The sequence below is a fragment of the Streptomyces sp. R21 genome (genome assembly GCF_041051975.1).
GTDB lineage: Bacteria > Actinomycetota > Actinomycetes > Streptomycetales > Streptomycetaceae > Streptomyces.
This window is the reverse complement of record NZ_CP163435.1, coordinates 145,539-167,908: the sequence shown is the minus strand read 5'-3', so window position 1 is coordinate 167,908 and position 22,370 is coordinate 145,539. Positions and strand designations below refer to the sequence as shown.

General features: G+C 69.1%; 23 protein-coding genes and 1 pseudogene. 11 read left to right on the top strand and 13 right to left on the bottom strand.

Going from position 1 to position 22,370, the window contains the following annotated elements; genetic code table 11:
- Positions 1–87: 87 nt before the first annotated feature.
- The 4 genes from AB5J56_RS00830 (at position 88) to AB5J56_RS00815 (ending at position 1,903) form a co-directional block, all read left to right on the top strand.
- Positions 88–717 (top strand): hypothetical protein, encoded by a 630-nt coding sequence (locus AB5J56_RS00830; protein WP_369229004.1) that lies wholly within the window; start codon positions 88–90, stop codon positions 715–717.
- A gap of 282 nt (positions 718–999) precedes the next feature.
- A complete protein-coding gene (locus tag AB5J56_RS00825) occupies positions 1,000–1,128 on the top strand; it encodes a hypothetical protein (RefSeq protein WP_369229002.1) in 129 nt (42 codons plus the stop codon).
- 74 nt (positions 1,129–1,202) lie between these two features.
- Entirely contained in the window at positions 1,203–1,484 is a 282-nt protein-coding gene (locus tag AB5J56_RS00820; protein ID WP_369229000.1) for a hypothetical protein, read from the top strand.
- A complete protein-coding gene (locus AB5J56_RS00815) occupies positions 1,481–1,903 on the top strand; it encodes a hypothetical protein (RefSeq protein ID WP_369228998.1) in 423 nt (140 codons plus the stop codon). Before AB5J56_RS00820 ends, AB5J56_RS00815 begins: the two co-directional genes overlap by 4 nt.
- 532 nt (positions 1,904–2,435) lie before the next feature.
- On the opposite strand, the gene AB5J56_RS00810 is transcribed toward AB5J56_RS00815, so the two are convergent.
- Together AB5J56_RS00810 and AB5J56_RS00805 are read right to left on the bottom strand one after the other, a co-directional pair.
- Positions 2,436–2,882, bottom strand: coding sequence for a hypothetical protein (locus tag AB5J56_RS00810; protein WP_369228996.1), 447 nt, complete (start codon positions 2,880–2,882; stop codon positions 2,436–2,438).
- A gap of 181 nt (positions 2,883–3,063) precedes the next feature.
- On the bottom strand, positions 3,064–4,878 hold the full coding sequence (locus AB5J56_RS00805) for a WD40 repeat domain-containing serine/threonine protein kinase (RefSeq protein ID WP_369228994.1): 1,815 nt from the start codon (positions 4,876–4,878) through the stop codon (positions 3,064–3,066).
- Positions 4,879–5,717: 839 nt separating this feature from the next.
- On the opposite strand from AB5J56_RS00805, the gene AB5J56_RS00800 reads away from it, so the two are divergent.
- The 3 genes from AB5J56_RS00800 to AB5J56_RS00790 all read left to right on the top strand — a co-directional run bounded on the left by AB5J56_RS00800 (position 5,718) and on the right by AB5J56_RS00790 (position 8,837).
- A complete protein-coding gene (locus AB5J56_RS00800) occupies positions 5,718–6,404 on the top strand; it encodes a restriction endonuclease (protein WP_369228992.1) in 687 nt (228 codons plus the stop codon).
- A 355-nt stretch (positions 6,405–6,759) separates the two neighbouring features.
- A complete protein-coding gene (locus tag AB5J56_RS00795; RefSeq protein WP_369228990.1) occupies positions 6,760–7,428 on the top strand; it encodes a hypothetical protein in 669 nt (222 codons plus the stop codon).
- A gap of 305 nt (positions 7,429–7,733) precedes the next feature.
- Entirely contained in the window at positions 7,734–8,837 is a 1,104-nt protein-coding gene (locus tag AB5J56_RS00790; RefSeq protein ID WP_369228988.1) for a pentapeptide repeat-containing protein, read from the top strand.
- A 215-nt stretch (positions 8,838–9,052) separates the two neighbouring features.
- On the opposite strand, the gene cdgB is transcribed toward AB5J56_RS00790, so the two are convergent.
- The 4 genes from cdgB to AB5J56_RS00770 form a co-directional block, all read right to left on the bottom strand.
- Positions 9,053–10,714: a diguanylate cyclase CdgB gene (gene cdgB, locus AB5J56_RS00785; protein WP_369242309.1), complete on the bottom strand. Its 1,662-nt coding sequence runs from the start codon at positions 10,712–10,714 to the stop codon at positions 9,053–9,055.
- A 403-nt stretch (positions 10,715–11,117) separates the two neighbouring features.
- Positions 11,118–11,723 (bottom strand): RNA polymerase sigma factor, encoded by a 606-nt coding sequence (locus tag AB5J56_RS00780; protein WP_369228986.1) that lies wholly within the window; start codon positions 11,721–11,723, stop codon positions 11,118–11,120.
- Positions 11,720–11,998 carry a hypothetical protein gene (locus tag AB5J56_RS00775; protein WP_369228984.1) on the bottom strand — a complete coding sequence of 93 codons (279 nt, stop codon included), beginning with the start codon at positions 11,996–11,998 and terminating at the stop codon, positions 11,720–11,722. The genes AB5J56_RS00780 and AB5J56_RS00775 overlap by 4 nt, the downstream gene beginning before the upstream one ends.
- A 749-nt stretch (positions 11,999–12,747) precedes the next feature.
- A complete protein-coding gene (locus AB5J56_RS00770; RefSeq protein WP_369228982.1) occupies positions 12,748–13,116 on the bottom strand; it encodes a hypothetical protein in 369 nt (122 codons plus the stop codon).
- A 207-nt stretch (positions 13,117–13,323) separates the two neighbouring features.
- Here AB5J56_RS00770 and AB5J56_RS00765 point away from each other — a divergent pair, with 207 nt between their 5' ends.
- Positions 13,324–13,761 (top strand): VOC family protein, encoded by a 438-nt coding sequence (locus AB5J56_RS00765; RefSeq protein ID WP_190094249.1) that lies wholly within the window; start codon positions 13,324–13,326, stop codon positions 13,759–13,761.
- 48 nt (positions 13,762–13,809) lie between these two features.
- Here the strand turns inward: AB5J56_RS00765 and AB5J56_RS00760 are convergent.
- A pseudogene (locus tag AB5J56_RS00760) lies at positions 13,810–14,388 on the bottom strand (transposase); the annotation flags it as partial.
- 102 nt (positions 14,389–14,490) lie between these two features.
- Positions 14,491–14,943 carry an ATP-binding protein gene (locus AB5J56_RS00755; protein WP_369228979.1) on the bottom strand — a complete coding sequence of 151 codons (453 nt, stop codon included), beginning with the start codon at positions 14,941–14,943 and terminating at the stop codon, positions 14,491–14,493.
- Between the two features lie 429 nt (positions 14,944–15,372).
- Here AB5J56_RS00755 and AB5J56_RS00750 point away from each other — a divergent pair, with 429 nt between their 5' ends.
- The 3 genes from AB5J56_RS00750 to AB5J56_RS00740 all read left to right on the top strand — a co-directional run bounded on the left by AB5J56_RS00750 (position 15,373) and on the right by AB5J56_RS00740 (position 18,259).
- On the top strand, positions 15,373–16,245 hold the full coding sequence (locus tag AB5J56_RS00750) for a helix-turn-helix domain-containing protein (RefSeq protein ID WP_369228977.1): 873 nt from the start codon (positions 15,373–15,375) through the stop codon (positions 16,243–16,245).
- Positions 16,242–16,457, top strand: coding sequence for a DUF397 domain-containing protein (locus AB5J56_RS00745; protein ID WP_369228975.1), 216 nt, complete (start codon positions 16,242–16,244; stop codon positions 16,455–16,457). Before AB5J56_RS00750 ends, AB5J56_RS00745 begins: the two co-directional genes overlap by 4 nt.
- A 473-nt stretch (positions 16,458–16,930) precedes the next feature.
- The gene (locus AB5J56_RS00740) at positions 16,931–18,259 is read left to right on the top strand and encodes an MFS transporter (protein WP_369228973.1); all 1,329 of its coding nucleotides are present in this window, start codon (positions 16,931–16,933) and stop codon (positions 18,257–18,259) included.
- Here the strand turns inward: AB5J56_RS00740 and AB5J56_RS00735 are convergent.
- The 5 genes from AB5J56_RS00735 to AB5J56_RS00715 form a co-directional block, all read right to left on the bottom strand.
- Positions 18,181–19,548 carry a TfuA-like protein gene (locus AB5J56_RS00735; RefSeq protein WP_369228971.1) on the bottom strand — a complete coding sequence of 456 codons (1,368 nt, stop codon included), beginning with the start codon at positions 19,546–19,548 and terminating at the stop codon, positions 18,181–18,183. The two genes, AB5J56_RS00740 and AB5J56_RS00735, sit on opposite strands and share 79 nt — an antisense overlap.
- Positions 19,545–20,717 (bottom strand): YcaO-like family protein, encoded by a 1,173-nt coding sequence (locus AB5J56_RS00730; RefSeq protein ID WP_369228969.1) that lies wholly within the window; start codon positions 20,715–20,717, stop codon positions 19,545–19,547. Before AB5J56_RS00730 ends, AB5J56_RS00735 begins: the two co-directional genes overlap by 4 nt.
- Before the next feature lie 78 nt (positions 20,718–20,795).
- Entirely contained in the window at positions 20,796–20,957 is a 162-nt protein-coding gene (locus AB5J56_RS00725; protein WP_369228967.1) for a hypothetical protein, read from the bottom strand.
- Positions 20,958–20,985: 28 nt separating this feature from the next.
- Positions 20,986–21,603, bottom strand: a complete 618-nt coding sequence (locus tag AB5J56_RS00720; RefSeq protein WP_369228964.1) for a hypothetical protein — start codon at positions 21,601–21,603, stop codon at positions 20,986–20,988.
- A gap of 8 nt (positions 21,604–21,611) precedes the next feature.
- Positions 21,612–22,250, bottom strand: coding sequence for a hypothetical protein (locus tag AB5J56_RS00715; RefSeq protein ID WP_369228962.1), 639 nt, complete (start codon positions 22,248–22,250; stop codon positions 21,612–21,614).
- Between the last annotated feature and the right edge of the window lie 120 nt (positions 22,251–22,370).

The window sequence follows — 22,370 nt, the reverse complement described above, 5'->3', positions numbered from 1 at the left end:
CCACCGGCCACAACGGCCGGCCGGGAAACCACGGCCCCCGGATGGCACGACCGGCCACTGGACAACAAGGCAGAGTCCAACGCTGACATGGACGCGGCCCCGTACGCCCCCGCCGCCGACGTCGAGGATCTGCCGCCCGCACGGCAGGGACGGGCGGCACGCCGTCGCCAGCTGGCCCGTTGGAAGAAGAACAAGCGCCGGGCAGTGGTCGCGAGCGCCGTCGCGCTCGTCGGAGGTGGCCTGACCATCGCCTCGATGGACCGGCATTCCACCGACCGGGCACAGGCGGCCACAGCGCCGGACGACCGGAGCATGGGCGTCGTGGAAGGGCAGAGGCCTGAGCAGGAGCGCCCGGCGGCGACACCAGCCGCCGCTCAGCGCACTCACCGGTCCTCACACCCCCCTTCCCAGCCCCCGACGGCCAACTCCCCGCGGCAGCAGTCCCTTGCGACCCCGCCCCGCGCCACGCCGCCGATCGCCCGGCCGGACGCCTCCGCGCCTCCCCACCCGTCCGCCACGTCGACCCCGCAGCCGCAGAGCACCGCCCCGTCCGCCGGCGGCACGGCACACGACCGCTCCGATACAGCATCGGAGCAGCCGTCGGCGCCCCAGACCGCCGACAGCACGGACTCGGGCTCGGGCTCGTCCCAGACCGGCCCCGCACTGGTATCGACGTCGCCGACGGAGATCTGCGTGCTCACGGTGTGCCTCGGCTGACGAGTAGCCACCGGGAGGGAACGCGCAACTCATCGACGTCGAACCCCGCGGCGCGCACGACTCCCGTCTTCGGTCTTGTGTCCCGGCTTCCTCACCAACGCCGACCGGCGCGGGTCGCGCCCGGCTCTCACCGTCGCAGGACATGCGCGGCCGAAGCGGACCGGAGCTTGCCCGAGCAGATCTGGACGAGCGCGGCCGTGCTGCGCCGCGCACAGCCGGCGCGTTCAGGAGGTCGCCAAAGCGGAGGGCCGCAAACCGAGGTGGGCCGAACTGCTGACGCCGATGCCGCTCACATGCCCACTGCTGCAGCACGGCACCGAAGTGGACATCTCGCAGTACCCGCTGCAGCTCAAGCAATTCCAGCAGTCGGCTCCTGGCGCGCCCGAGGACGAGCCGCTTGACGAGGACTGAGACCACCAGCCGGCCTCATCGACCCCGTCCTGGCACCCGGGGAACTGGTCGCGATCCTGTACCACCTCGACGCGATGGGGGAGGGCATCGACCTCAGCGTCGTGGACGCGCTGCTCGAACCCAGCCTGGACCAGAGGCTGCGCCATCACGGCCAGGAGATGGCGGTCGACGTCGCGCGCAACACCGTTTCCAGCCGGGTGCGGACGGCCGCGGCAGCGGTCTGCGCGAGGACGGTGCAGGTGGTGGCCGCCGCCGTCTCTTCCGAGCCCTTCTCGATCACGCCGAAGACCAGGGGTGGGATGATCCTGTCCTCTCCGGTACGCCTGGCGACGCGTCGTGTACCGGTTCGCCGGTGACCGACGAGGAAGACGAAGGACCGATGGCGCTGAACGTGGGCCAACGGGTGCGGCTGGCGGCTGATCTCCGGTTGGCCGGGTCGGTGACCTCAGCCGGGGAGTCCCCGCAGGAGACGGGTGCCTTTGCCGCCTCGGTGGCCCTGGCAGCAGGCATCGAGGGCACAGTCGAGCGTGTGGACGAGCACCACCGGCAGCAGAGCCACGAGGTCCGCGAGTACGTGCGCCTCAAATCGCTCCTCGACGACTTCGGCCACCAGATGCCGCCGGCGAGCAGAGAGCAGCTGGAGGAGCAGGTGGCGGCCTTGGAAGAGCAGTGGGCCGCCTACCAGCGACAGCTGTTCCGCGTCACGGTCCGCGTCCGGCTCGACAACGGATTCGTCCTCGACGATGCCCCTGAGGAGGCTTTCGCCTCCGCCTGACCAGGCGTCGGGGCGCTCGCAGCCTGCGCAGCCCCGGTCGACGTCCCAGACCAGCATCCGGGGGACGGCGCCGAGCTCTCGGTGTCACCTCAGACACGGCACAACGTGCCCTCTTCCAGGCGCGCACAGCTGCGGCATGAGGCGGCGGAGATGCAGTCTCCGATGGGTGTAGCTCTTCCTGAGGGAAGATCCGGCTTGGTCGCGTGATGTGTGCTGCCGGGCGACTGGCTGTTTGCGCGATGATCGCGAGATGTTGGTTCGTGTAGAGAAGATGCCGCAGGTCTCGCTCCTGCCGATGGCGGTTCGGGTTCACGCACCTGTTGGAGTCGCTGTGGTGGTGTGGCGCGGTGCTTCAGAGCAGGCCGACGGTCAGCACCATGTTGAGTGGTCCGTGGACGAGGGCATCTCCTGGGAGCGGAACACGCGGTCAGCTGCGGTGGCCGAACCCGGGCTTTGGCAAGACGGCCACGAAGTCGTTCTGCGCGGCAGACTCGATATCGCCGAACGGGGCCCGGTCCTTGAGCTGGGTGATTCACAGATCTTGTTCGATCTTGCCGCCCCGCTTCCTAACGGTATCGATGTCGACTGGGTGGAAGTTCATGTTGAGGCAGCCAGCGTCTGTCTGTGGCCGTATCAGCTCTGACATCGCCTGCTCAGGCTGCGAGCTCATATGTGGGCTGGTGGACGCGGTGATGCTCGCGGGCAAGGTGCAACGCCCAGTAGGCGTCGAAATCGCCGTGGTCACCGCGGGCAGCCCGATCCGGGGAACGATCTGTTTGGCCTGCATCGGCCCCGCCGCGTCCGCAACCACTTCGACGATGTCCCGGTGCACATCCGGCAGGACATCCGCCGTCAGCCTTTCCCGCCCGTGCGGCATCATGATCGCCCCTACCGCCCGCACTTCGGGCTTCACCGGCTCCTGCGGCGGCGTCGTCTCGGCCGCGTGCGGGCCAGACAGATCGACGAGTACCTCGGCCACCGTCTCTTGCCCTACTTCACCCACACAGGAGGAGGACGCCTACCCCGCCCACACCCTCAACCAGCGTTCTCCCAGCTCAAGGCTTCCCTGGAGGAGCCACACCCATCGTCGCTTCGCGCCCCGGCCACCTGCCCCGGACACTGCAGACCAGCTTCCGGCGGCCTTCCGGCTTGCCTCGGAGCTACCTCGTACGGATCGCAAAGATGCGGACGCCCCCGTCAAGGCAGCCTACGGCGAGGTTGTCGCCGTCCGGGCTGAATGCCACCGCTTGGACTTTCTCGGATTGCTTGGTCAGGATCAGCAGTTGGTCCCCAGTACGGGTGTCCCGGACGATGACCGTGCCGCCGCTGTCGCCGGCCGCGAGCACACGGCCGTCGGGGCTGAAGGCCAGTGCGCTGATGTTGTCGGTGTGCCCGGTGAGCTGATGGTGCTGCTTGCCGGTGTGAGCGTCCCAGACGTGGACCAACACCGTGCCATTTTCGGCGAAGGTGTTGCCGGCTGCGGCGATGGTGCGGCCGTCGGGGGTGATCGCCAGTGCGCTGATGTGCGAGGGCTTCCCGGCTTTCAGCCGGTGACGGGGTCGTCGGCCGGTGGGTGGGGCCCAGATGAGGACGCGCCCTTCGGCGTCGCCTGTGGCGAGGGTGCTGCCGTCCGGGCTGAACGCCACAGGGCCCGTGGCGCCGGACAGGCCGGTCAATACCTCGCCGGTGCGGGCGTCCGAGAGGCGAGCCTCAGCGTAGGTGCCGATAGCGAGGGTGCCGCCGTCAGGGTTGAACACCAAGGAGTCAATGGTCCCGCTGTGTCCGGTGAGCTGACTGCGAAGCGTGCCCGCGTCCGGGTCCCACAGGCGGACCATTTTGCCAGCGCCACCGGTGGCGAGGGTACAGCCGTCGGAGCTGAACGCAACGCAGCGGTCGGTGCCGTCGGTCAGGAGGCGGAGCTGCTCGCCGGTGTGTGGGTCCCAGATATGGACGCCCGAACTGCTGTAGCTCGCCGCGAGGGTGTGGCCGTTCGGGCTGAACCCCATCGCGGTCACACGCCCCTCACCGCGTTTCGTTTTCAACGTGCGAAGCAGCGTGCAGGCAGGCCCCGAGGGGTCGGTGGGCACCGGGGGCACCGGCCTGGGGCCGCCAAGAGTGTCCTGCGCGCAATCATCAGGATTGACCGGCAGCGTTGGCGGGGAGGACGGCGGGTCTGGCTTACGGCCGGGCTCCTTCGGCAACGGCCCTGCCAGGAGGTCGAGGAGCAGGGAGGGGGTCGGGCGTGCCCCCGGATCCTTCGCCAGGCAGGACGCTGCCACCTCACGCAACCCCGGGGGGAGCGCCGCAAGGTTCGGTGACTGATGCACCGCCCGGAACATCAGGGGCATCGCTGCGTCCTCACCCCAGGCAGCGCCGCCCGCCGCTGCCACCAGGACCACGCCAAGTGCGAACACATCAGCGGCGCCGGTGACTTCATGCCCGCCCAGAACCTGTTCGGGCGCGAGATAGCCGGGCGTGCCGAATATCGCTCCGGTCGCTGTCAGGCGTGTGGACCCGATGGCCCGCGCGATGCCGAAGTCGATGACCCGGAGGCCGCCCTCAGCCATGATGATGTTGCTGGGCTTGAGGTCCCGGTGTACCAGGCCGTGGGCGTGGATGGCCGCCAGCGCCTCCGCCAAGGCGGCGCCCAGTTGCCGAAGGCGGGGCTCGTCCAACGGGCCATCGGCGGCCAGCAGTTCAGAGAGAGTGGGCCCTGGCACGTAGGCAGTAGCCAGCCACGGAGGTTCGCCATCGAGGTCCGCATCGACAACCGGTGCGGTGTGGACACCGCCTACCGCGCGGGCCGCCGTCACTTCGACGCGGAAACGGGCACGGAAGGCCGGATCGGCCGCGAGCTCGGGCTTGACGACCTTCACGGCGAGTGCACGGCCGCCGCGCGAATACGCCAGGTAGACGGTTCCCATCCCGCCCTCGCCGAGCTTGGCTCTGATGGTGTATCCGCCTATGTGCTCCACGCGCACAGTATGACCGCACCAACCTCACCGACGGGCGGCTCTTTGTAGGGTCCCGGATGCGGGGCCGCGGCGTCTTCGAACGCAGCGACCTGCCTGCGCAGGCCTCAGCGTCCCGGGTGACGAGCGCGATACCTGCAGCACCCAGGAGATCAACGCCTCACCGCCACGGCAAGGCCGGTCCTCGGTCATCACCGGCAACCGGCCACCCAGCGACTGGATTCCGCTCTTCCTCAATTCCGTCGTCGCCGAGTCGCTGCTGGACCAATTCCGTTGCGGGGTTCGGCTGGTTCCGCCCGCTGAGTGAGGAAGATGCCCTGGTAGCGGTGCCGGGCAGGGGCCCTGGGCGAGCTGTCCGCGTCTGGATTGCATCGCTTTCAGTGATCCCTTTCTGACTGGTTGTCAGTGCCGGGTGGTGTCCTCGTCCCAGCAGGCCATCAATGCGGCCGATCAGGAGGGGGAAGCAGACATGCCCTGGGTGGAGGAACACGAGCGTGGGGGCCAGAAGGTGCGGCGGTACTTCCGGTGGGCGCCGGGAGCGCGCCGGGACATGTCGGTTCTGGTGTTGCTGGGGATTGCGATCGCAGGCTACGGCGGGGCCCCCGGCACGGCCGGTGGCGGTGGGGGGCAAGCGCCACGCACGAAGTCGACGGTCCACTATCCGGTGCCGTTCCCGGGCTGGGACAACCCGACGCCCAGGCCGCGGCCGACGGTGTCCTACCCGATCCGCCTCGACCGCCAGTGAGCACTGCCCCTGCCTCCGCGCGGCGGCCAGGCCCTCTTGCCGGGGCCGGGGAGGGCTTTCACACTGCGGGTGCACGGCCACGGGGAGCGGGGGAGTGATGGCATCACCACGACGCCGGCGCTCGAGGAAGCGGACACGCAGGCAGCTGCAGGGCTGGGGCGCGGTGGCGGCAGCGGTCGCCGTGGTGTGGGCGGCCGGGCACTGGGCGGCGGTGTGGCCCGTCCTCGCGGGCGTGCTTGGCGCGGTCGTGGTGTGCGGGGCCGGCTGGGCGCTGCTGCGCGCGCACCGCCTCGCGATCGGTGAGGACCGGCAGTGGCGGGCACAGGAGGAGGCCCGGGCGCGGGAGTTGTCGATGGCCGAGGTCGACGCGCTGTCGTGGCAGGACTTCGAGATGTATGTCGCCGGTCTGTGCCGGCGGGACGGCTGCACGAAGGTCGTTGTCAGCGGCAAGAGCGGCGACCTGGGTGCGGACGTCATCGGCTACCTCGCCGACGGCCGCAAACTCGTCGTCCAGTGCAAAAAGTATGCGCCGAACCGGAGTGTGTCCTCGCAGGACATGCAGAAGTTTGTCGGTACCGCCCGCCTCGAACACGGTGCGGACGTGGCCCTGTTCGTCACCACCGGCCGTATGTTCACGAAGGCTGCGCTGGGCCTGGCGCTGCGTCAGGACATCGTGGCCCTGCACCGTGATCTGCTGGGCTCGTGGGTCAAAGGCGCCCGTCTGGAGTCCCTGATCCCGCTGAACGGAAGCGGCGGCGGCACCGCGCGGCGCCCGCCTGCCTGACCGTGCTGGCTGCCGGGGCCGATCAATACGAACTGCTCGATCCGGGAGGGGCGCAGGGCCGGCCGGGTGTATTCTTGATCTTGAGCTGGTTGCTGGAACTCCCGGTGCCTGGCGTTGCGTTGGTAGTCCAAGGAAAGACGCCCCGCTTCCTGCGGGGAAATGCAGGTGCAAGGCCTGCCCGGCGCTCGGTGAGCCCCATCCCGCCTGAGGCGGGGTGGGGCTCGTGTGCTGTCAGGCCGCCGCCACTCTTCCGGACCGCGATGCCGGTGCGCCTTCGCGCCGTACCCCGGGCGGTAGGGCGGCGGGATGGTAGGGCAGCATCTGCTCGTCCGCTGCCCCCTGGTGAGGGATCCTCATGCACGCTGTCCATCGCGCCGTACCGCCGGTGCTGCTCGCCTGCCTGCTGCTGGCGGGCTGTTCCCCCGATTCGATCGGCGGTCTGGCCGAGTCCGGGAGTCCGCAGGCGGGCCCGTCCGCAACCTCCGCTTCAGGAGGGCCGTCCGGCCGGTCGATCGCCGTGGGCGCCGGCCCGCAGGAGCACTACACCGTGCAGCAGCAGCCCGCGGCCGGCAGCTGCCACTACCGGTACGAGAAGGGGGAGCCACTGGAGGACCCGAAGTGCACGCCGGGCGCCATCTCGCCGGCCGTCACCCAGTCGAATCTGAAGTCGACGATCTGCCGCACGGGCGGCTACACCTCCACCATCCGCCCCTCCACCTACGTCACCGGCAAGGAGAAGCAACTCAACGCCGCCTCCTACAGCTACACCGGCCGCATGGGCGATGCCGAGTACGACCACCTGATCAGCCTGCAGCTGGGCGGCGACCCCAACGACTACCGCAACCTGTGGGTCGAGCCCGCCGACCCCGGCCACAAGAAAGGGTCCGGGGTCAACAACAAGAAGGACCCGGTGGAGACGAAGCTGCACACCGCAGTCTGCAAAGGCACGGTCACCCTCGCGGCCGCGCAGCGCGCCATCGTCACCGACTGGACCACCGCGCTCAGCAGCCTCCACCTCGCCTGACCACGGCACGCCCGCGTACGCGCGGGCGGCGAACACGCCGTGCGACGGGGCGGCTTGGCGAAGGCACCGCGCACGCCTGCCGGTGTGGGACCCCGAACCGGCCGGGCTGTGCGGGTCATGTCGAAGCTTGCCCGGTGTGGCTCCTTAGCCGATGCCCTCAGTGCGTGTGGCATTAGCGCGTGAGTCAGACACGTGGTCTTGGACGCCTTCACCGCATCAGACGTCGACGGTCGCTAACAGGGCGTAGCCGCCGTCGTCTCAGGGCGGGTGCTGCTCCGGGCGGTGCTTCTGTCCAGTGGGTCTCGATGCTGCTCGTCAGCCTGCCGGGGCTGGCAGCCCTTGCAGCCCTGTTGTTCACCTGGATGCAGGTGGGCCAGGCCAACAACGAACTGAGAATCAGTGAGCAGGGCCAGATCACCAACCGGTTCAACGCTGCCGTCCGCAACCTGGGATCCGAGTCCATGGACGTGCGTTTGGGCGGGATCTATGCGCTGGAACGCATCATGCATGATTCGGCCCGTGACCATCCCACGGTAGTTTCGGTGCTGTCGGCCTACCTGCGGCGCCATGCTTCCGGTGCGGCGGCCGGCACGTCGGCGGGTGGAGCGCTGCCTGCTGATGTCGACGCGGTGATGAATGTCCTGGCCGGGCGCAGTCCCGAGCATGACCACGGCTTGTCGATCAACTTGAGCCACACCCATCTGCGGGGATGGGCACCGGCGTTCTCCCGTACTCGCCGCGGTATCAACCTGACCGGCGCGGACCTCGCCGGTACTGATCTCAGCCAGGCGGGTCTCGACTATGCGCAGCTTGACGACGTCTCCCTTGGTGAGGCGAACTTGAGCGGTGCGTCGTTGTTTCGTGCGCAGCTCAGGCGCGCACAGCTCATGGCGAATCTCCGTGACGCAAGTTTCCTGAATGCCGATCTCACCAGTGCCTCGTTCTGTAGCGGCTCCGCCCGCGATCAGTGTGCGGATCTGACCGATGTCTCCTTCGAGGGGGCGGACCTGAGTGAGGCTGCGTTGGGTCAAGCGGACCTCACCAAGACAACGATCTGCCCTCCGGCTTACGGATCGTTCTTGATTGAGGGGGAAGGGGCCAAAAAGCAGCGATGCGCTCGCTTGAGGGGGGCGGATCTTCATGGTGCGAAGCTTGCAGGGCTGGACCTGCCCGGTGTGGACCTGAGCAACGCCGTCCTGGCAAAGGCCGACCTTGCGCGTGTTGACCTGCGAAAAGCCAACCTCGCCGGGGCGGAACTCTCGCATTCCGATCTGTCCGGGGCACGGCTTTCCAAGGCAAATCTCACGAAAGCCAACCTCACCGGGGCGAAGCTCACGGGGGCAAAGCTGGACGGTGCCAGGCTCGATGATGTCCGTGGCCTTCCGTCATCCTTCCGCCCGCCTTCCTGACGTGTGCGTAGCCTGCCGACGTACGCCGGAGCTGGAGGGCCTGGTCGCCCGTCTCCTGACCAAGGGCCTGGCAGACCGTTCTTCCTGCGGAGCAGGAGGTCGCGGACACCCTGGAAGGGACCGGCAAGCGGACTCAGCCGCAGCGTCATCGGCGAGTGGCGCCGCTTCCGCCGGTCTTGCGGTGGACGGGCGGGGGCCGCGCTGACGATCCGACGTCACCCGGTCGCGCCGGTCGGTCGGTTCTGCCGCCGCCGTGCGCTGCGCCTGTCCACGTACATGCGGTGGTCAGCGGATTGCAACACCTCTTCGGCGGTCATGCCGCAGTGGGCCCAGGCGATACCGAAACTGGCACCCACGCGCACCGTCCGCCCGTCGGTGCGGATCGGCGGAATGATGGCGTTGCGCAGCCGGGCCGCAAGGTCCTGGGCGTCCGCGGGGCCCAGGCCGTCGGCGAGGACCACGAACGTGTCGCCGCCGAGCCGGGCGACCGTGTCGCCGTCCCGTACGCCATTGCTGAGGCGCCGGGAGACCTCGATGAGGACGGCGTCGCCCGTGTTGTGCCCGAACCGGTCGTTGATCGATGTGAAGCCGTCGAGGTCGCAGAAAAGGACGGCGAGCCCCTTGGTGCTCCCGTCCGCGCCGGATTCGTCGCGCGCGGGCGCGACCACGTGCACGTGGTGGTCGAAGACGGGTTCGGCATGTACGGCTTCGGCATAGCCGGGTTCGGCGTAGACGGTTGGCGAGGGCGAGACGGCGCCTTCGGATCCGGGCCTGCCAGCCTGAGGCCGTGAGCAGAGGCGGGCGGTGAGGCGGGAGCGCAGCCCGGCCGAGTTCGGCAGGCCGGTGAGGGAGTCGTGGGAGGCGCGGTGGGCGAGCTGCAGCTCGCGGCGCTTGCGCTCCTCGATGTCCTCGACGTGGGTGAGGAGGAAGCGGGGCCCGTCGGCGGCGTCGGCGGCGTCGGCGACGACGGAGTTGCGCAGCGACACCCAGACGTAGGTGCCGTCGCGCCGCCCGAGCCGGAGCTCGGCGCGGCCCCCTTCGGTGGAGGTCCGCAGCAGGGTGCCGATGTCCTCGGGATGCACGAGGTCGGAGAAGGAGTAGCGGCGCATCGCGGAGGCGGGCCGCCTGAGCAGCCGGCACAGCGCGTCGTTCGTCCTGAGGATCCGGCCGTGCTGGTCGCCGCCCATCTCGGTGACGGCCATGCCGGAGGGGGCGTACTCGAAGGCCTGCCGGAAGCTCTCCTCGCTGGCGCGCAGGGCCTGCTGCTCGCGCTCCAGGCGGACCAGGGCGCGCTGCATGTTGGCGCGCAGCCGGGCGTTGCTGATGGCGACGGCGGCCTGGAACGCGTACATCTGCAGGGCCTTGCGGCCCCAGGCACCGGGCCTGCGTCCGCTGCGCGGGCGGTCGACGGAGATGACGCCGATCAGTTCGCCGCCGGAGGCGCCGGTCGCATACATCGGGGCGAAGAGCCGGTCGGAGGGGTGCCACTCGTCCTCGAAGCGGGGCGCCGGGCCGCCGGTGCACCACTGCGGCACGTCGTCCTCGTCCAGGACCCAGCCCTCGGTATACGGGATGAACCGCAGCTCGCCCCAGGCCTCGCCCATGCCGAGGCGGCGGTCCCAGGAGGCGCGTGAGCCGACGCGGCCGGTGATGAGGGCCTCGGCGGCGGAGTTCCCGGCGAGGGCGGCGACGACGAGGTCGCCGTCGGGGCGCACGAGGTTCACACACGCCAGCTCGTAGCCGAGGCCGTTGACCACGCCGTCGGCAACGGTCTGCAGCGTGTCGGCCAGGCCGCCGGCGGTGCTCATGTCCGCCATGACCTGGTGCAGTTGGTCCAAAGCGGCCAGGCTGACGGGGGGCTCCGGGTCCACCACCACGGCGGTCGGGCGCGGTGCGGTCTTCGGCGCGTCGGCGCCTTCCTGCTGCACGCAGGCCCCCGCCCGTCGCGCGGCGAGCACCTGCTCTTGCGCCTGCGCTGGTTGCTCCGGCTCCTGGTGCCTCTCATGCCTCGACAACACGCTGCGCAGGACGCGTCCGGCCTCTGACACGCCCATCTCGTGCGCGTGCCGCAGCCACCGCACGGCCTCATCGAGATCGCCGTCGCCGTCCTGCAGGTGGTGCATGCCCTGTGCGTAGGCGGCATGACCGATCTCGGCCCGATCCGACGCCAGGCGCAGCTCCGCCCGCTCCTGGTCGGTCGCGTTACGAAGACGGGCCATCACCGCGTCGAATCCGGCGTCGAGCTCACTCTCGGTCGTCTCGAAGGAATCGCTGCGATCGTCATTCGTCACCGGCGAACCTCCCTCGGCCGAGCGGCAGTTGATAGGAATCCAGTTTCGGGGAGGCCCGCAGTTTGGTGAGCGCCACCCCGAGCGTCTTCTTCACGGTATTGGGACTGATGCCCATCAGCCGGGCCGTCTCATTCAAGGTCAGCCGTGTCACGTGATGGAAGTGGAGCGCCTGTCGCTGGCGCTCGGTCAGGTCCGCCAGCGCTCGCTTCAGGTCCACGGACCGGCTGGTGCTGTCGTCGACCAGGATGCCGCACTGCGGTGCAACGCCGTGCGCGAGCGCCTCGAGGTCCTCGCTCGCGGCCGCGGCCTCCGGCATCCCGCCGCGTTTGCGCCAGTGGTCCACGACGCGGCAGTGGGCGATCGGGAACAGGACCATCGCCAGGTCGTCGTACTTCGCGACATGCTCCTCGAACTTCGAGAAGAAGGCCGCCCAGGTCTCCTGGCACACGTCCTCCGCGTCCTGTTTACGAGCCCCGCCCAGCTGCGAGACGACGAACCGCCAGATGCGCCACTTGTAGGCGTCATAGCAGTCCCGCATGGCCCGTTCGACCGGGTCGCTGTCCTCCGCGTCGCCGTCGCGGACGTGCTCGGTCACCTGTCGAGGTCACCCGCCGCACGGCCCGGCGGCCGCAACGCCTCATCGGGGACAGGGCTGTTGCCAACCTCCAGCGACCACTGGGCGCCGGCGCAACGGTGTCGGATGCGCGCCGTGCGTCCGGTGGCGGCGACCGCTGCGGTCACGGCGGTGATCGCCTGCCGCTGTTCCCGCGCGAGCCTCACCCGGCCGCTCACCCGGATCGCCAGCGCGCCCAGGGCCAGCATCCCGGTGAGCGCCGATGCGATCTCCTGAGGACCTACCGAATCGAGCACGTTGTGCCTCGCCTTCATTTCCCGACAGCATCGCCGCATACATCGCTCGCCACCGGCGAAACGGGTACCTCCCCTCCCAGATTTTCGGGACCGTGTCCTGATTCATCTCTCCGATTCCGTGCCGTGACCCCGCTCCGCTCTTGCGGGATGTCGGCCCGGCCAGGCCTGCCCGCTGCCTTGGTGGTCGGCGGTCTCGTCGGCGAGGGTGACAAAGCATCTGGTGAGGGGGCGGCCAGCACGGCCCTCGTAGCCACGCTTGTGGCCTGCTTCAACAGATCGATCCGGCACTCGACCTTGTGCCTGTTCTTGCAGGGTCCGCGGTCGAAACCGGGTGGGCGTCCGCAGGTCGGCCAGGGCGCAGGACTCTGCCGTGTACACGAGGCGGTACTCGCCGCGGTGCTGCGACCAGTAGGCCATCGACGCGGTCAGTGCGGTGCTGTCGTCGGGCCACCGAAACGTGAGCGGACACAAGTTCGGGCCATCGAAGATTGGTCGCGCTGATCAGAGACCCGCCAAGACCCGGTCCGGCGCCAAGCGTGGGGTTCCCGGAGGTGTGAGATCGGCATGGAGTGCCGACGCGTCGCCTGCTTGCCTCGGATAATGCCGACATGGATCAGGGGTGGGCTGCGGTCGCGGGCGCCGGCGTTGGTGTTTTAGGAGCTGTGATCTCGGGGTTGGTCTCTGGGGCAGCACTCCGACGGCAGTCACAAGACCAACTGGCAGGAACCCATGCACAGTGGCGTCGTCAGCTACGCCGGGATGCCTACGTGGCGTTCATGGGCGCAGCTCACCACTTCCAGGCCGAGGCTCGTTCCGTGTCGCCATTTCTTGGCGGAAGCCAGGTGGAACCGGTACAGCGCGGAGTTGTAGACCTTCGATCTGCAGAGGAGGTCCTTCTGGAACGAGCCCGGGTCGTCGATCTGGAAGCACCCAACCAGGTCGTCGAAGCCGTAACCGCCCTGCTTGCGAGCGCGAAGCAAGTCGTTGCCGACGCCGACATCTGGCTGGAGCTGGCTGAGCGTGGGGACTCGGCTGTAGGGACGTATCACAGGCGATTTGCCGAAGACCGAGAGACTCTCGCCCGGCACGTCGACCTGCTCCGAGACAAGATCCGTCAAGACCTCCAGCTCCCGTGAGACCCGCCATCGCCGATCAAGTTCCCTACGTTGTGACACGGGACGGCCGACTGTCCTGTGCTAGCGGATCTTGAGCGTGTGCCGTCGATTCCTAATGCCGTTCGTCAAGCCGCGGCGCACGCTTGAGGCAGCGGGCAGGAGGTGTCGGAGGTGCGCAGTACAGTCCGTTCATCCGACTGGGGAGGGCTCATGGGGACCGAGTGGAGCTTGACGATCGACTGCGCGTACCCGGGGAAGCTGGCCGCGTTCTGGGCGCTGGCGTTGGGCTACGAGGAGAAGCCCGCGCCCGCAGGGTTCGGGAGCTGGGAGGAGTGGTTCTCGCATCATGAGGTTCCGGAGGACGAGTGGGATGACGGGGCGTACCTCTCAGATCCGGACGGAGTGGGCCCCACCTTGTCCTTCCTGAAGGTGCCGGAGCCGAAGGTGGCGAAGAACCGGCTGCACATCGACGTGCGAGTTGGTGGCGGCCGTGAAACCCCGTGGGAGGTGCGCTGGCCGCGCGTGGTCGAGGCGGTGGAGCGGTTGACCGCTGCGGGCGCGACCGTGGTCCGCGAGGACGAGTTGCAGGGCAGGCCGGATCACGTGGTGATGGCAGACCCGGAAGGTAACGAGTTTTGCCTGGTCTGACGGGGTCGGTCAGACCACCTGGCCGCGCGCAGCGTGTCGCGTCCCTTCCTATGCGGCAGCCCTTGCCGGCGGAGCTGGCTCGTAGCGCCGTCCGTCTCGCAGGAGGGCCCAGAGGACGTTGACGCGGCGGCGAGCGAGAGCCAGGACGGCCTGGGTATGGCGCTTGCCTTCGGCACGTTTGCGATCGTAGAAGCGCCGGGATTCCTCGCAGTGGCGGATGCTGAACAACGCCGAGGTGTAGAAAACGCGTTGGAGGCGGCGGTTGTATCGCTGCGGGCGGCGCAGGTTCCCGCTCAGCTTCCCGGAATCGCGGGGCACCGGGGCGACGCCGCCGAAGCCAGCGCGGCGGTCGGCGGTGCCGAAGACAGTCATGTCACCGCCAGTGGCTGCGAGGAACTCGGCGCCGAGGATGACGCCCAGGCCGGGCACGCTGGTGATCACCTCAAAGGTGTGGTGGTCGCGAAACCGGGCCTCGATGGCCTTGTCGAGCTCGGCGACCTGCTGGTTGAGGCTCATCACCTCCTTCGCCAGCGTGTGCACCAACGTGGCGGCCAGCTTCTCGCCGGGCAGGCTCGTGTGCTGCCGTTCGGCGGCCTGGATGAGAGCCGCGCTCGCGAGCGTCCGAGCCCGGGCGGGGGCGCTGGCGTTGCCGGGCAGGCCAAAGGCGGGGTATTCGCGTAAGACGGGAACGGGTGGAGTGACGGGGTTCATGGGAGCGTCGGGTCCTTTTCAGAGGGAGAGTGAGCACCAGGTCGTTGTGCCGTCGAGGCTGGTACCCCAGGCGTCGGCCATGGCGTTGACGAGAAACAGACCGCGACCGTTCTCGTCATCGGGGCTGGCAGAGCGCAGTTGAGGCAGAGCTGGGGAGCCGTCCCGGGCCTCGATTACCAGGTGGTCGCCGCAGAGGTAGAGGCGGAAGCCGACGTCGGGACCGGTGCCGTGGCGGAACGCGTTGGTGACCAGCTCCGTGGTGAGCAGCTCCGCGGTCTCAGCAAGGTCGGGTCGGCCCCAGAGGTTCAGTGCGGCACGGACAATGCGGCGGAGCCGAGCGGGCCATGCAGCGTCTGACGCGGTGAGCTGCTCTGGGGCGGAGGCGGGATCGCGCTCGATGGAGATCTCGATTCCGGCGTGCACGGCATGGAGGTTGGCGCTCGTCCGCGCATGTACCGCAGTCGATGTCATGCCAGTCCTCCGGTTTCTGGGGAAGTGCGTTGCCCGTACGGTTCTGATGCCAAGCGGGGGCGGCCATCCACCGCGGCGAGGGCCGACAAGTCGCCGGGACCGCACGGAACAGGCGCAGAAGGGGACTGCGCCCCACGTGTTGCCTGGAAGCGATGTCTCCGATCAGTGCGCTCAACTAGCGTGCTGCACGCTCCAGTTAACATTCAAGAGAACGCTCAGGCGGAGGTGAATTGGCAAGTGCCAGTTAACCGACAGCGGGTGTTGCATGAAGGACAGGGCATGCCAGACTCCGGACAGAGTTCACGATCTGGCGGACTGGAGCCCTCAACTGGAGGACAGACGTCCCCTGTCACCAGGCAGGGGTTTCCATCTGATGGACTGCGTACTGAAACGAGGGGACGGGTGGCCGCACGACGAGGTTCGACCTACATGCGCGTCGCGCTCGGGACAGAGCTCCGCACGCTGCGCGAACGGAAGAAGAAACTGGCAGAAGAGGGCCAGAACTCAGACGAAGGATCGAAGTGGACAGCCGAAGCTGTTTCGACCAGGCTGAGGTTCTCTCGATCAAAGCTCAGTCGCATCGAGGCGGGTGAGATCCCGCTGCCAAAGTTGATGGATCTTGAGGCGTTGCTCGACGAGTACGGCGTCGGGGACGAGCAGGCGCGCGACGATCTGAAGCAGATGCATCTGGACTCGCTGAAGGTCGAGCCGATCACGTCGTACCGTGCGTTCCTCCCCTCTGGCATGCTGCGCTTCCTCGGTCTGGAGCAGGCGTCTGTCCGCATCCGGGGCTACGAGAACAATGTCGTCCATGGCCTTCTGCAGCACGAGGACTACGCCCATGCGCTGATGGGCTCAGCGAAGATCGTGGAGGAACGGACAACCGAAGCGGTCCAGCGGAGCATTCAGGCACGTATGGAGCGCAAGGAACTCTTGGTCGACGACCGTGAAGTGCACATCATCCTGACGGAAAACACGCTGCGCACGTGCGTGGGATCACCTGAGGTGATGCGTCGACAGTACGCGGAAATCATCCGCCTCAGTGGTCTGGAAAACGTGGACGTCCAGATCATTCCCGAAGACCTGCCTACCTACCGTGCTGGCTTCAACTTCACGTTGCTGGAGTTTGAGGCGTTGGAGCCTGTAGTTCAGTCCGACGGCTACCGGTCAGTGACCATGTGGTCGAAGCCGGCCGATGTTGGGCAGTTCGCCAGGCAGTTTGCAGCCATGGTGAAAGCGGCTCCCGGACCGTCCGAGACGCTGCGCATACTTAAGGACCTCGAAGAGGAACTGTGGAAATGACTCATATCAGCAAGGCCCTCCGCTCCATTGACGTGGCTCCGGAGGAAGCATGGCGCAAGTCGTCCTACTCGGATCAGGGAGGTGGCAACTGCGTCGAGGTCGCCGACCTGACCGGGCAGGTCGGTGTCCGTGACTCGAAGGTCGAGGCGGGCCCGGCGTTCCGCGTCTCCAGCGAGGCGTTCGGGGCGTTCATCAGTGGTATCACTGCCTGACTTATCCGTCGGTACGACGAAAGCGGTGGTCCTCCTCTGACCAAGAGAGAGGGGGGCCACCGCTTTTTTGTGGGGCGTCTGTAGCCCCTCGGTTCGTGCAGGTGCGGTTCTAGGTTGCCGGACATCGCACGGCGCTGAACACGTTTGTGGCGATGGGTAGTTCGTGTGCGATGCGCGGGTCGCGGAGGGTGTCCGTTGTGGCGATGGCGAAGCCATTCTCAGCACAGAGCTTGTGCCACACCGGGAGGTCGAGGACCAAAGGGGCCTACCAATTCCAGGCCCCGTTGACTCTTCCCCCTGTCTCGACGCTGAGGGGTTGTGGGGGCCGGATGTGCGTGGAGAGGCGATCCTGCATGGGGCGTACGGAAGATGCTTCCGTGCCCGGCGATCTCCAAGATGCCCATAGGGTTTTGCCTTGTCCCCGGTGACGACTCAGCGCTGGGGGTTGCGGCTTTCCCAGGCGGAGTTGGATCATGCGCGGTCTATGGGCACCACGTCGCCAGACGGCTTCTTCGACGGTGGCGCGCATAGGGTGGACCGTCCGCCTGCGTGCCGTGGGTGCGCCGCTGGCGATCAAGTCCTACCGCCGCCATGTCATCGCACGGATGCTGTCGTGGACCGGCTCCGCGGTGTCCCCGATCGGACTGGCCTTCGCCGTGCTCCACCTCGGCGGTGGGGCCACCGCTCTGGGCCTGGTGCTCGCCGCGGGGATGGCGCCGCAGATCCTGCTCCTGCTGGTCGGTGGGGTGGTTGCCGATCGCTGGTCGAGGGCGAGCGTGATGCTGTGGGCCAACGTGGTCTCCGCCGTCGCGGAGGCCGCAGCCGCCGTGCTGCTTCTGGCCGGTGCGGCGCATGTGTGGCACCTGGTCGTCATGTCCGCGCTCTGCGGCGCCGCCGCCGCATTCTTCACCCCAGCGGCCGGCGGAGTCGTCGTCGAGGTCGTGCCTGTCGAGATGCGGCACCAGGCCAACGCCCTGTTGAAGGTGGGGCAGAACGTGGTGAAGGTCGCCGGCCCAGCACTGGGCGGCGTCCTGGTTTCGGCCTTCGGCCCGAGCTGGGTCATCGGCTGGGACGCAGTGACGTTCGCGGTGGCGGCGCTGCTGTGCGCGCACCTGGGCCTCAAGCCCACAAAGGCGAAGATCCGCAGCGGCTTCGTGCGCGACCTGCGGCAGGGCTGGGGTGACTTCGCGGCACGTCGCTGGCTGTGGGTGATGGTGCTCCAGGGCGCGGTGGTGGTGCCGGTGTGGCTGGTCGGCTACCAGATGCTCGGCCCCGTCTACGGGCAGCATTATCTGGGCGGTGCCAGGCCGTGGGGCTTCGTCGTCAGCGCCTTCACCGCGGGTCTGATCGTCGGGGCGGCGGTGGCGTTGGTGTGGCGGCCGTCCCTGGTCGGGCTGCTGGTGTGCGGGGGCACCGGTTCCATGGCCTTGCCGCTGGCCGCGATGGCTCTGACCGCCCCTGTTCCTGTGCTGGCGGCGGCGACCGCGACGGCAGGTACGGGGCTGGCTCTGAGCATGACGATGTGGGCGAGCCTGGTGCAGGAGCGCATCCCGTCCGACCGGCTCAGCCGCGTCACCTCCTACTCGACACTGGGGCAGCTTCTGCCCGTGCCGCTTGGCTACCTGGCTGCCGGGCCGCTGGCGGCAGTGTTCGGGCTCCGCGTGACGCTGGGGGCCGGCGCGGTGGTGATCGGCGCGGCGATGGTGGCGCCGCTGCTGCTGCCTCAGATCCGGGCGCTGGCGCTGGCGCCGGTCGAACGTTCTGCGGCCGGGGCGCGGGAGGAGGTGACGGCTGCGAGGTAGAAGTTCCGGGCGGTGTCCACGGCGGCGGCGAAATCGCGGAAGGCGCGGTCCCTGGCGGCCGCGTCTCGGGTAACTCGCTTCGCGTCTGCTGGCAGTTGCCAGGTGTTGAGCAGGTGGGCGGCGATTCGGGCCGGGTCCAAGTGGTCCACGGTGTGACGGATGTCGGCGGCTTCGACGGCGGCGTTGACGGTCAGGGCGTCGGCCACGGCGGCCTCGGTGCCGGAGTCATGGTCCAGGAGCGGTCCGGCTTCCTTTCGGGAGGAGGGCCATGCAGTCCAGGCGCCGTCCAGCCGCGCGGAGCGCACCAGGATGCGGATGAGGATCTCGTGTCGGTCCAGTAGGTGCTGCTCGGCCGGCGTCAGCCAGTGAGCGAGCTGTCCGGGGTCGAGGTTGGCCGGGTCCAGGCCGATCCGGAGGGCCAGGTCCTCGACGGGCTGACCCAGGTGGGCGAGGATCCGCGTCCGCCACCGGTCGGCGAACGCCGGGTCGTAGAGCTGCTGGTGCTGCAGCAGCGCGAGGAACGGGAGGCAACCGGGCCCGCATCCACGGTAGGCGGCGCTCCAGTGGCGCACGAAGCTCGTGCGCCACAACTCCGTCCGCCAGCTACCGCCGCCTTCGGGAGTCTGAACGGCGGTCTCCGGCAGGGCGGTTGAGTCCGAGAGGGCGGCAAGCGCGTCCTGGGCGTCTTGGAGCTTCTGATCCCAAGGGTGCTCGCGCCGGTGCGTGTCGGCCCGAGCGTGCGCCTCGGGCAGGCCGGCGCCAGCCGCTGCGGCGGCGTGGCCGAGCGCCTTCCAGGAGCGGCGGGGGTACGGCAGGGCGCGGGCCAGGGCGGTCAGCGCCTGGGCATGCGCACGGGTGATCTGGCCGGCGTCGGCTGCCCGGTGCAGTTGGGCCCGCAGGTTCACCAACGGCTCGGACAGCGCCTGACCGTCGGGGCCTTGGGCGAGGGCGACTTCGTCGTCGGCGTCGAGTATGCCGCTGCGGTAGTCGCGGTAGATCTGGCCGATGCCGATCATGCCGTAGGGGTGGAGCTCGGCGGCGCGCAGGGCGCCCATGCTGGACGCGCCGACGACGGTGATGTTCTCGTCGAGGGCGGCGAGGATCTCCTTGTGCCGGACCGGCGCGCTGTGGTGCCACAGTCCGTCGAGGATCAGCACGGTGTCGCCGGGGTGCAGCGGGAGGCGGAAGAGGTCGCCGTGCTGGATGGGCGGGTGGATGGCCGCGGCCGGGAGTAGCTGCTGGATGCGGGCGGCTGTGACGGTCGGGCCGGCGAAGACGTGGACGCTCATGTTGCCTCCGTGCCCGGTCGTGGGCGGGGGACGGTGTGGCGGGTGTCGTAGCGCAGGCCGGGGGCGAGGACCTTGACGGCGCTGATCTCGGTCTGGCTGTGCGGCCCCCAGGTCAGGTCGACCACCAGCGGCGCGGTCCCCGTGACGTCGGTGATCCGGGCCGTGAGCAGGGCAGCCTGTTCCTCGTGGTCGGCCACCGGCTCGGAGTAGTGCCGGGTGGCGTCGGGCCAGGGGAGCGCCGCAAGCGTGGCCGGCCGGGGGCCGTGGTGGCTACCGCAGCGGTAGGCGGCCGGGGCGGTGTCCTCGCGGGTGCCGGTGATCAGAGTCAGCCGGGTCTGCGCCGCCTCCGTGATCGCCCGGGACAGAGCGACTGCCGGGTCCAGGTGAGCGCCGGAGCCGCCGGCCACGACGGCCGCCTGGTCCTCGCGCCACAGATGGCAGCTCATCACCGGCACCTGGAAGGTGTTGGGCAGGTGCCACAGCTCCATCCAGACCCGGGCTGCCCTCAGCTTCTCCAGCAGGGTGGCGAGGCGGGGTTCCTCGACGCTCGCCGGGTCGAGGAGCTGGGCTCGGGCCGGCCGGTCGGTCACAGTGCTGAGGACGTGCCGTTCGATGACCTCGCCCAGCGCGTGGACGATGGCCTCGCTCGGGGTGTTGCCGGAGGCTAGACCGTTAGTGGAGGCGCTGGGCAGGTGAAGACGCCAGTCATCGTGCAACTGGCGGCCCAGCCGCACCGCGGACTCGGGAACGAGGACCCGGCCGCCGTCCGCGGCTGACCGGGCCGGGACCCAGTCCATACAGGTCCGCTCCGTCACCAGGCTTCCGGCGTGATGCTCCAGGTCGGTGACCGCGTACGGCAGATCGAGGTCCACGGCCGCGGCCTGGCGCACGAAGACGGTGGGGACAGCGCACTCGGCGTGCCATGCCTCGATCGCTTCCAGCGCGCCGGAGACCCGGGCGGCATCCAGCGTCAGCCCCTTGCCCTGGGCCACCGACAGCGTCCGGGCCAGAGGACGGACGGCCATGGTGACGGGGATGCCCAGGTCGTCCAGGCCGGTGACATCGGCGACGCGCGTGATGCCGTACCGGGCAAGGAGCGGGCGGATGGCCGCCCAGGTCTGAGCGGGGTGGCGGGTACGGTGGGTGCCGTCGAAGTACATGGTGCGCATGTCGCCTCCCGGATGGGACGGACGGCGCCCGGCCGCCGACTGCCGGTGGCCGGGCGTGAAACGGGGCCGCCTCTGCGGTCAGAGGGCCGGCTGGGTGTAGACGTGGGTGTCGGGGAAGGCGGAGTCGGGGACGGCCGGGTCGCCGCCGGAGTTCTGCGGGAGCTGGCCCTCGGTGTGCAGTTCGGCGATGAAGTCGGCCGGATCGACAACGACGCCGGGGGCGGTGACGCTGGCGGTCATGGGTTACCTCCTGGTGGGAGCAGTGCTGCTACACCGTCAGGTCGGTGAAGCAGATGGTGACCAGCACCTCGCGCGACGCGGAGTCGAGCGGGGCGCGCCAGTGGGGGATGCGACTGCCGTCGAATCCGTTCAGACAGCGGTAGGAGATCGGGAAGGCGCCGCCGCCCTGCGGGTAGGGCGCATCCGCGAGGCGGGCAGCGACCTGGTCGGTGGTCAGCCAGCGCAGCTTGGGGAGCCAGCCCATCGGGGCCAGGCCCGGTGTGAGGCCGCACGAGAAGGTGATCTCGCACTTCCCGTCGTCGCGGTGGACGTGCATGAAGTCACCCGGCTGGTAGTACTTCAGCCCGAAGCGGATCGCAGTCATCCTCAGCCGCCCGGTGGCCTCGCACGCTGCCTGCGTCAGGGCCTTCGACGTCGCCAGGGCGCGCAGCGCCGGGCCGCCGGGGTGGACCCGGCAGCGCTGCGGGCTGGTAATCGAGCCGTCCCGCATCACCAGCAGACCGGGCCGGCGGTTGTGACGGTCCACCGCGACCGGCTCGCACCGCACCGCCTCGACCGTCAGCTCTTCCCACAATTCGTCCTCGACAGCGTCGGCCGGCACCGGCGCATGGCCCTGTGCCAGCCACGTCTGACGCAGCGTCGTCATCGCGCCGCTCACAGGTCCAGGAACGGCATGGTCAGCAACAGGCCGCGCGGGCCGGTGTGGCGCGGGCGCCAGTGCGGCACGGCGTAGCCGGCGAACGCGCGCACGCTGCCGTCACCGTAAGGGTGCTCGAGGGTCGTGAAGGGCTCGCCCTTGGGGAGGATGCCATGCTCGGCGACCACCTCGGCCAGGGTGCCGGGGTGGGCGTTGCGCAGATGGGGCGCCCAGCCCATCGGGGCCAGGGTGCCGGTCAGCGCGAGGGTGACGGTGACCGTGGACTTCACGCTGTCGGTGTGCAGGCCCTGGAAGTCGCCCTCCTCGTAGACCACGATCGCGCCGCCGCGCGGGACCAGGCGCGGGACACCGGTCGCCTCGCGCAGCGCCCCGAGGAACTCCCTGTCATAGGCCAGCGCCTGGAGTTGGGCGCCGCCGTCGATGAACGCGCAGTGCACCGGGGAGGCGAAGGAGCCGTCGCGGTGCGCGCTGGTGTGCTCGTGGATGTGCGGGCTCGCCGTCAGCAGCAGCTCATGTGCCTCGGCAACCAGGGCCAGGAAGCGGTCGGCGCTGAGCGCATCTGGGATGAGGACCGTGCCCGCCTCCTCCCACACCTTTCTCGCCGGGCTGCGTCCGGTTGTCGTTGCGGTGTCCATCGCGAACCTCCTCGATGCGGCGCGGCTGGCGTGTCCATGGGACCGCGCCCGCGGTGAGGCGGACAGAGACGCAACTGGGGACTTGCTGGGAGGCGCAATGGAACGGACCTGGTAGGGATC

Coding starts and splice junctions, on each gene's coding strand:
- AB5J56_RS00720 (WP_369228964.1), bottom strand. CDS start 21,603: ATGACGACGCTGCGTCAGACGTGGCTGGCACAGGGCCATGCGCCGGTG.
- AB5J56_RS00765 (WP_190094249.1), top strand. CDS start 13,324: ATGGGGACCGAGTGGAGCTTGACGATCGACTGCGCGTACCCGGGGAAG.
- AB5J56_RS00735 (WP_369228971.1), bottom strand. CDS start 19,548: ATGAGCGTCCACGTCTTCGCCGGCCCGACCGTCACAGCCGCCCGCATC.
- AB5J56_RS00750 (WP_369228977.1), top strand. CDS start 15,373: ATGCGCGTCGCGCTCGGGACAGAGCTCCGCACGCTGCGCGAACGGAAG.
- AB5J56_RS00730 (WP_369228969.1), bottom strand. CDS start 20,717: ATGCGCACCATGTACTTCGACGGCACCCACCGTACCCGCCACCCCGCT.
- AB5J56_RS00755 (WP_369228979.1), bottom strand. CDS start 14,943: ATGACATCGACTGCGGTACATGCGCGGACGAGCGCCAACCTCCATGCC.
- AB5J56_RS00715 (WP_369228962.1), bottom strand. CDS start 22,250: ATGGACACCGCAACGACAACCGGACGCAGCCCGGCGAGAAAGGTGTGG.
- AB5J56_RS00725 (WP_369228967.1), bottom strand. CDS start 20,957: ATGACCGCCAGCGTCACCGCCCCCGGCGTCGTTGTCGATCCGGCCGAC.
- AB5J56_RS00820 (WP_369229000.1), top strand. CDS start 1,203: ATGGGGGAGGGCATCGACCTCAGCGTCGTGGACGCGCTGCTCGAACCC.
- AB5J56_RS00825 (WP_369229002.1), top strand. CDS start 1,000: ATGCCGCTCACATGCCCACTGCTGCAGCACGGCACCGAAGTGGACATC.
- AB5J56_RS00800 (WP_369228992.1), top strand. CDS start 5,718: ATGGCATCACCACGACGCCGGCGCTCGAGGAAGCGGACACGCAGGCAG.
- AB5J56_RS00790 (WP_369228988.1), top strand. CDS start 7,734: ATGCTGCTCGTCAGCCTGCCGGGGCTGGCAGCCCTTGCAGCCCTGTTG.
- AB5J56_RS00745 (WP_369228975.1), top strand. CDS start 16,242: ATGACTCATATCAGCAAGGCCCTCCGCTCCATTGACGTGGCTCCGGAG.
- AB5J56_RS00740 (WP_369228973.1), top strand. CDS start 16,931: ATGCGCGGTCTATGGGCACCACGTCGCCAGACGGCTTCTTCGACGGTG.
- AB5J56_RS00795 (WP_369228990.1), top strand. CDS start 6,760: ATGCACGCTGTCCATCGCGCCGTACCGCCGGTGCTGCTCGCCTGCCTG.
- AB5J56_RS00830 (WP_369229004.1), top strand. CDS start 88: ATGGACGCGGCCCCGTACGCCCCCGCCGCCGACGTCGAGGATCTGCCG.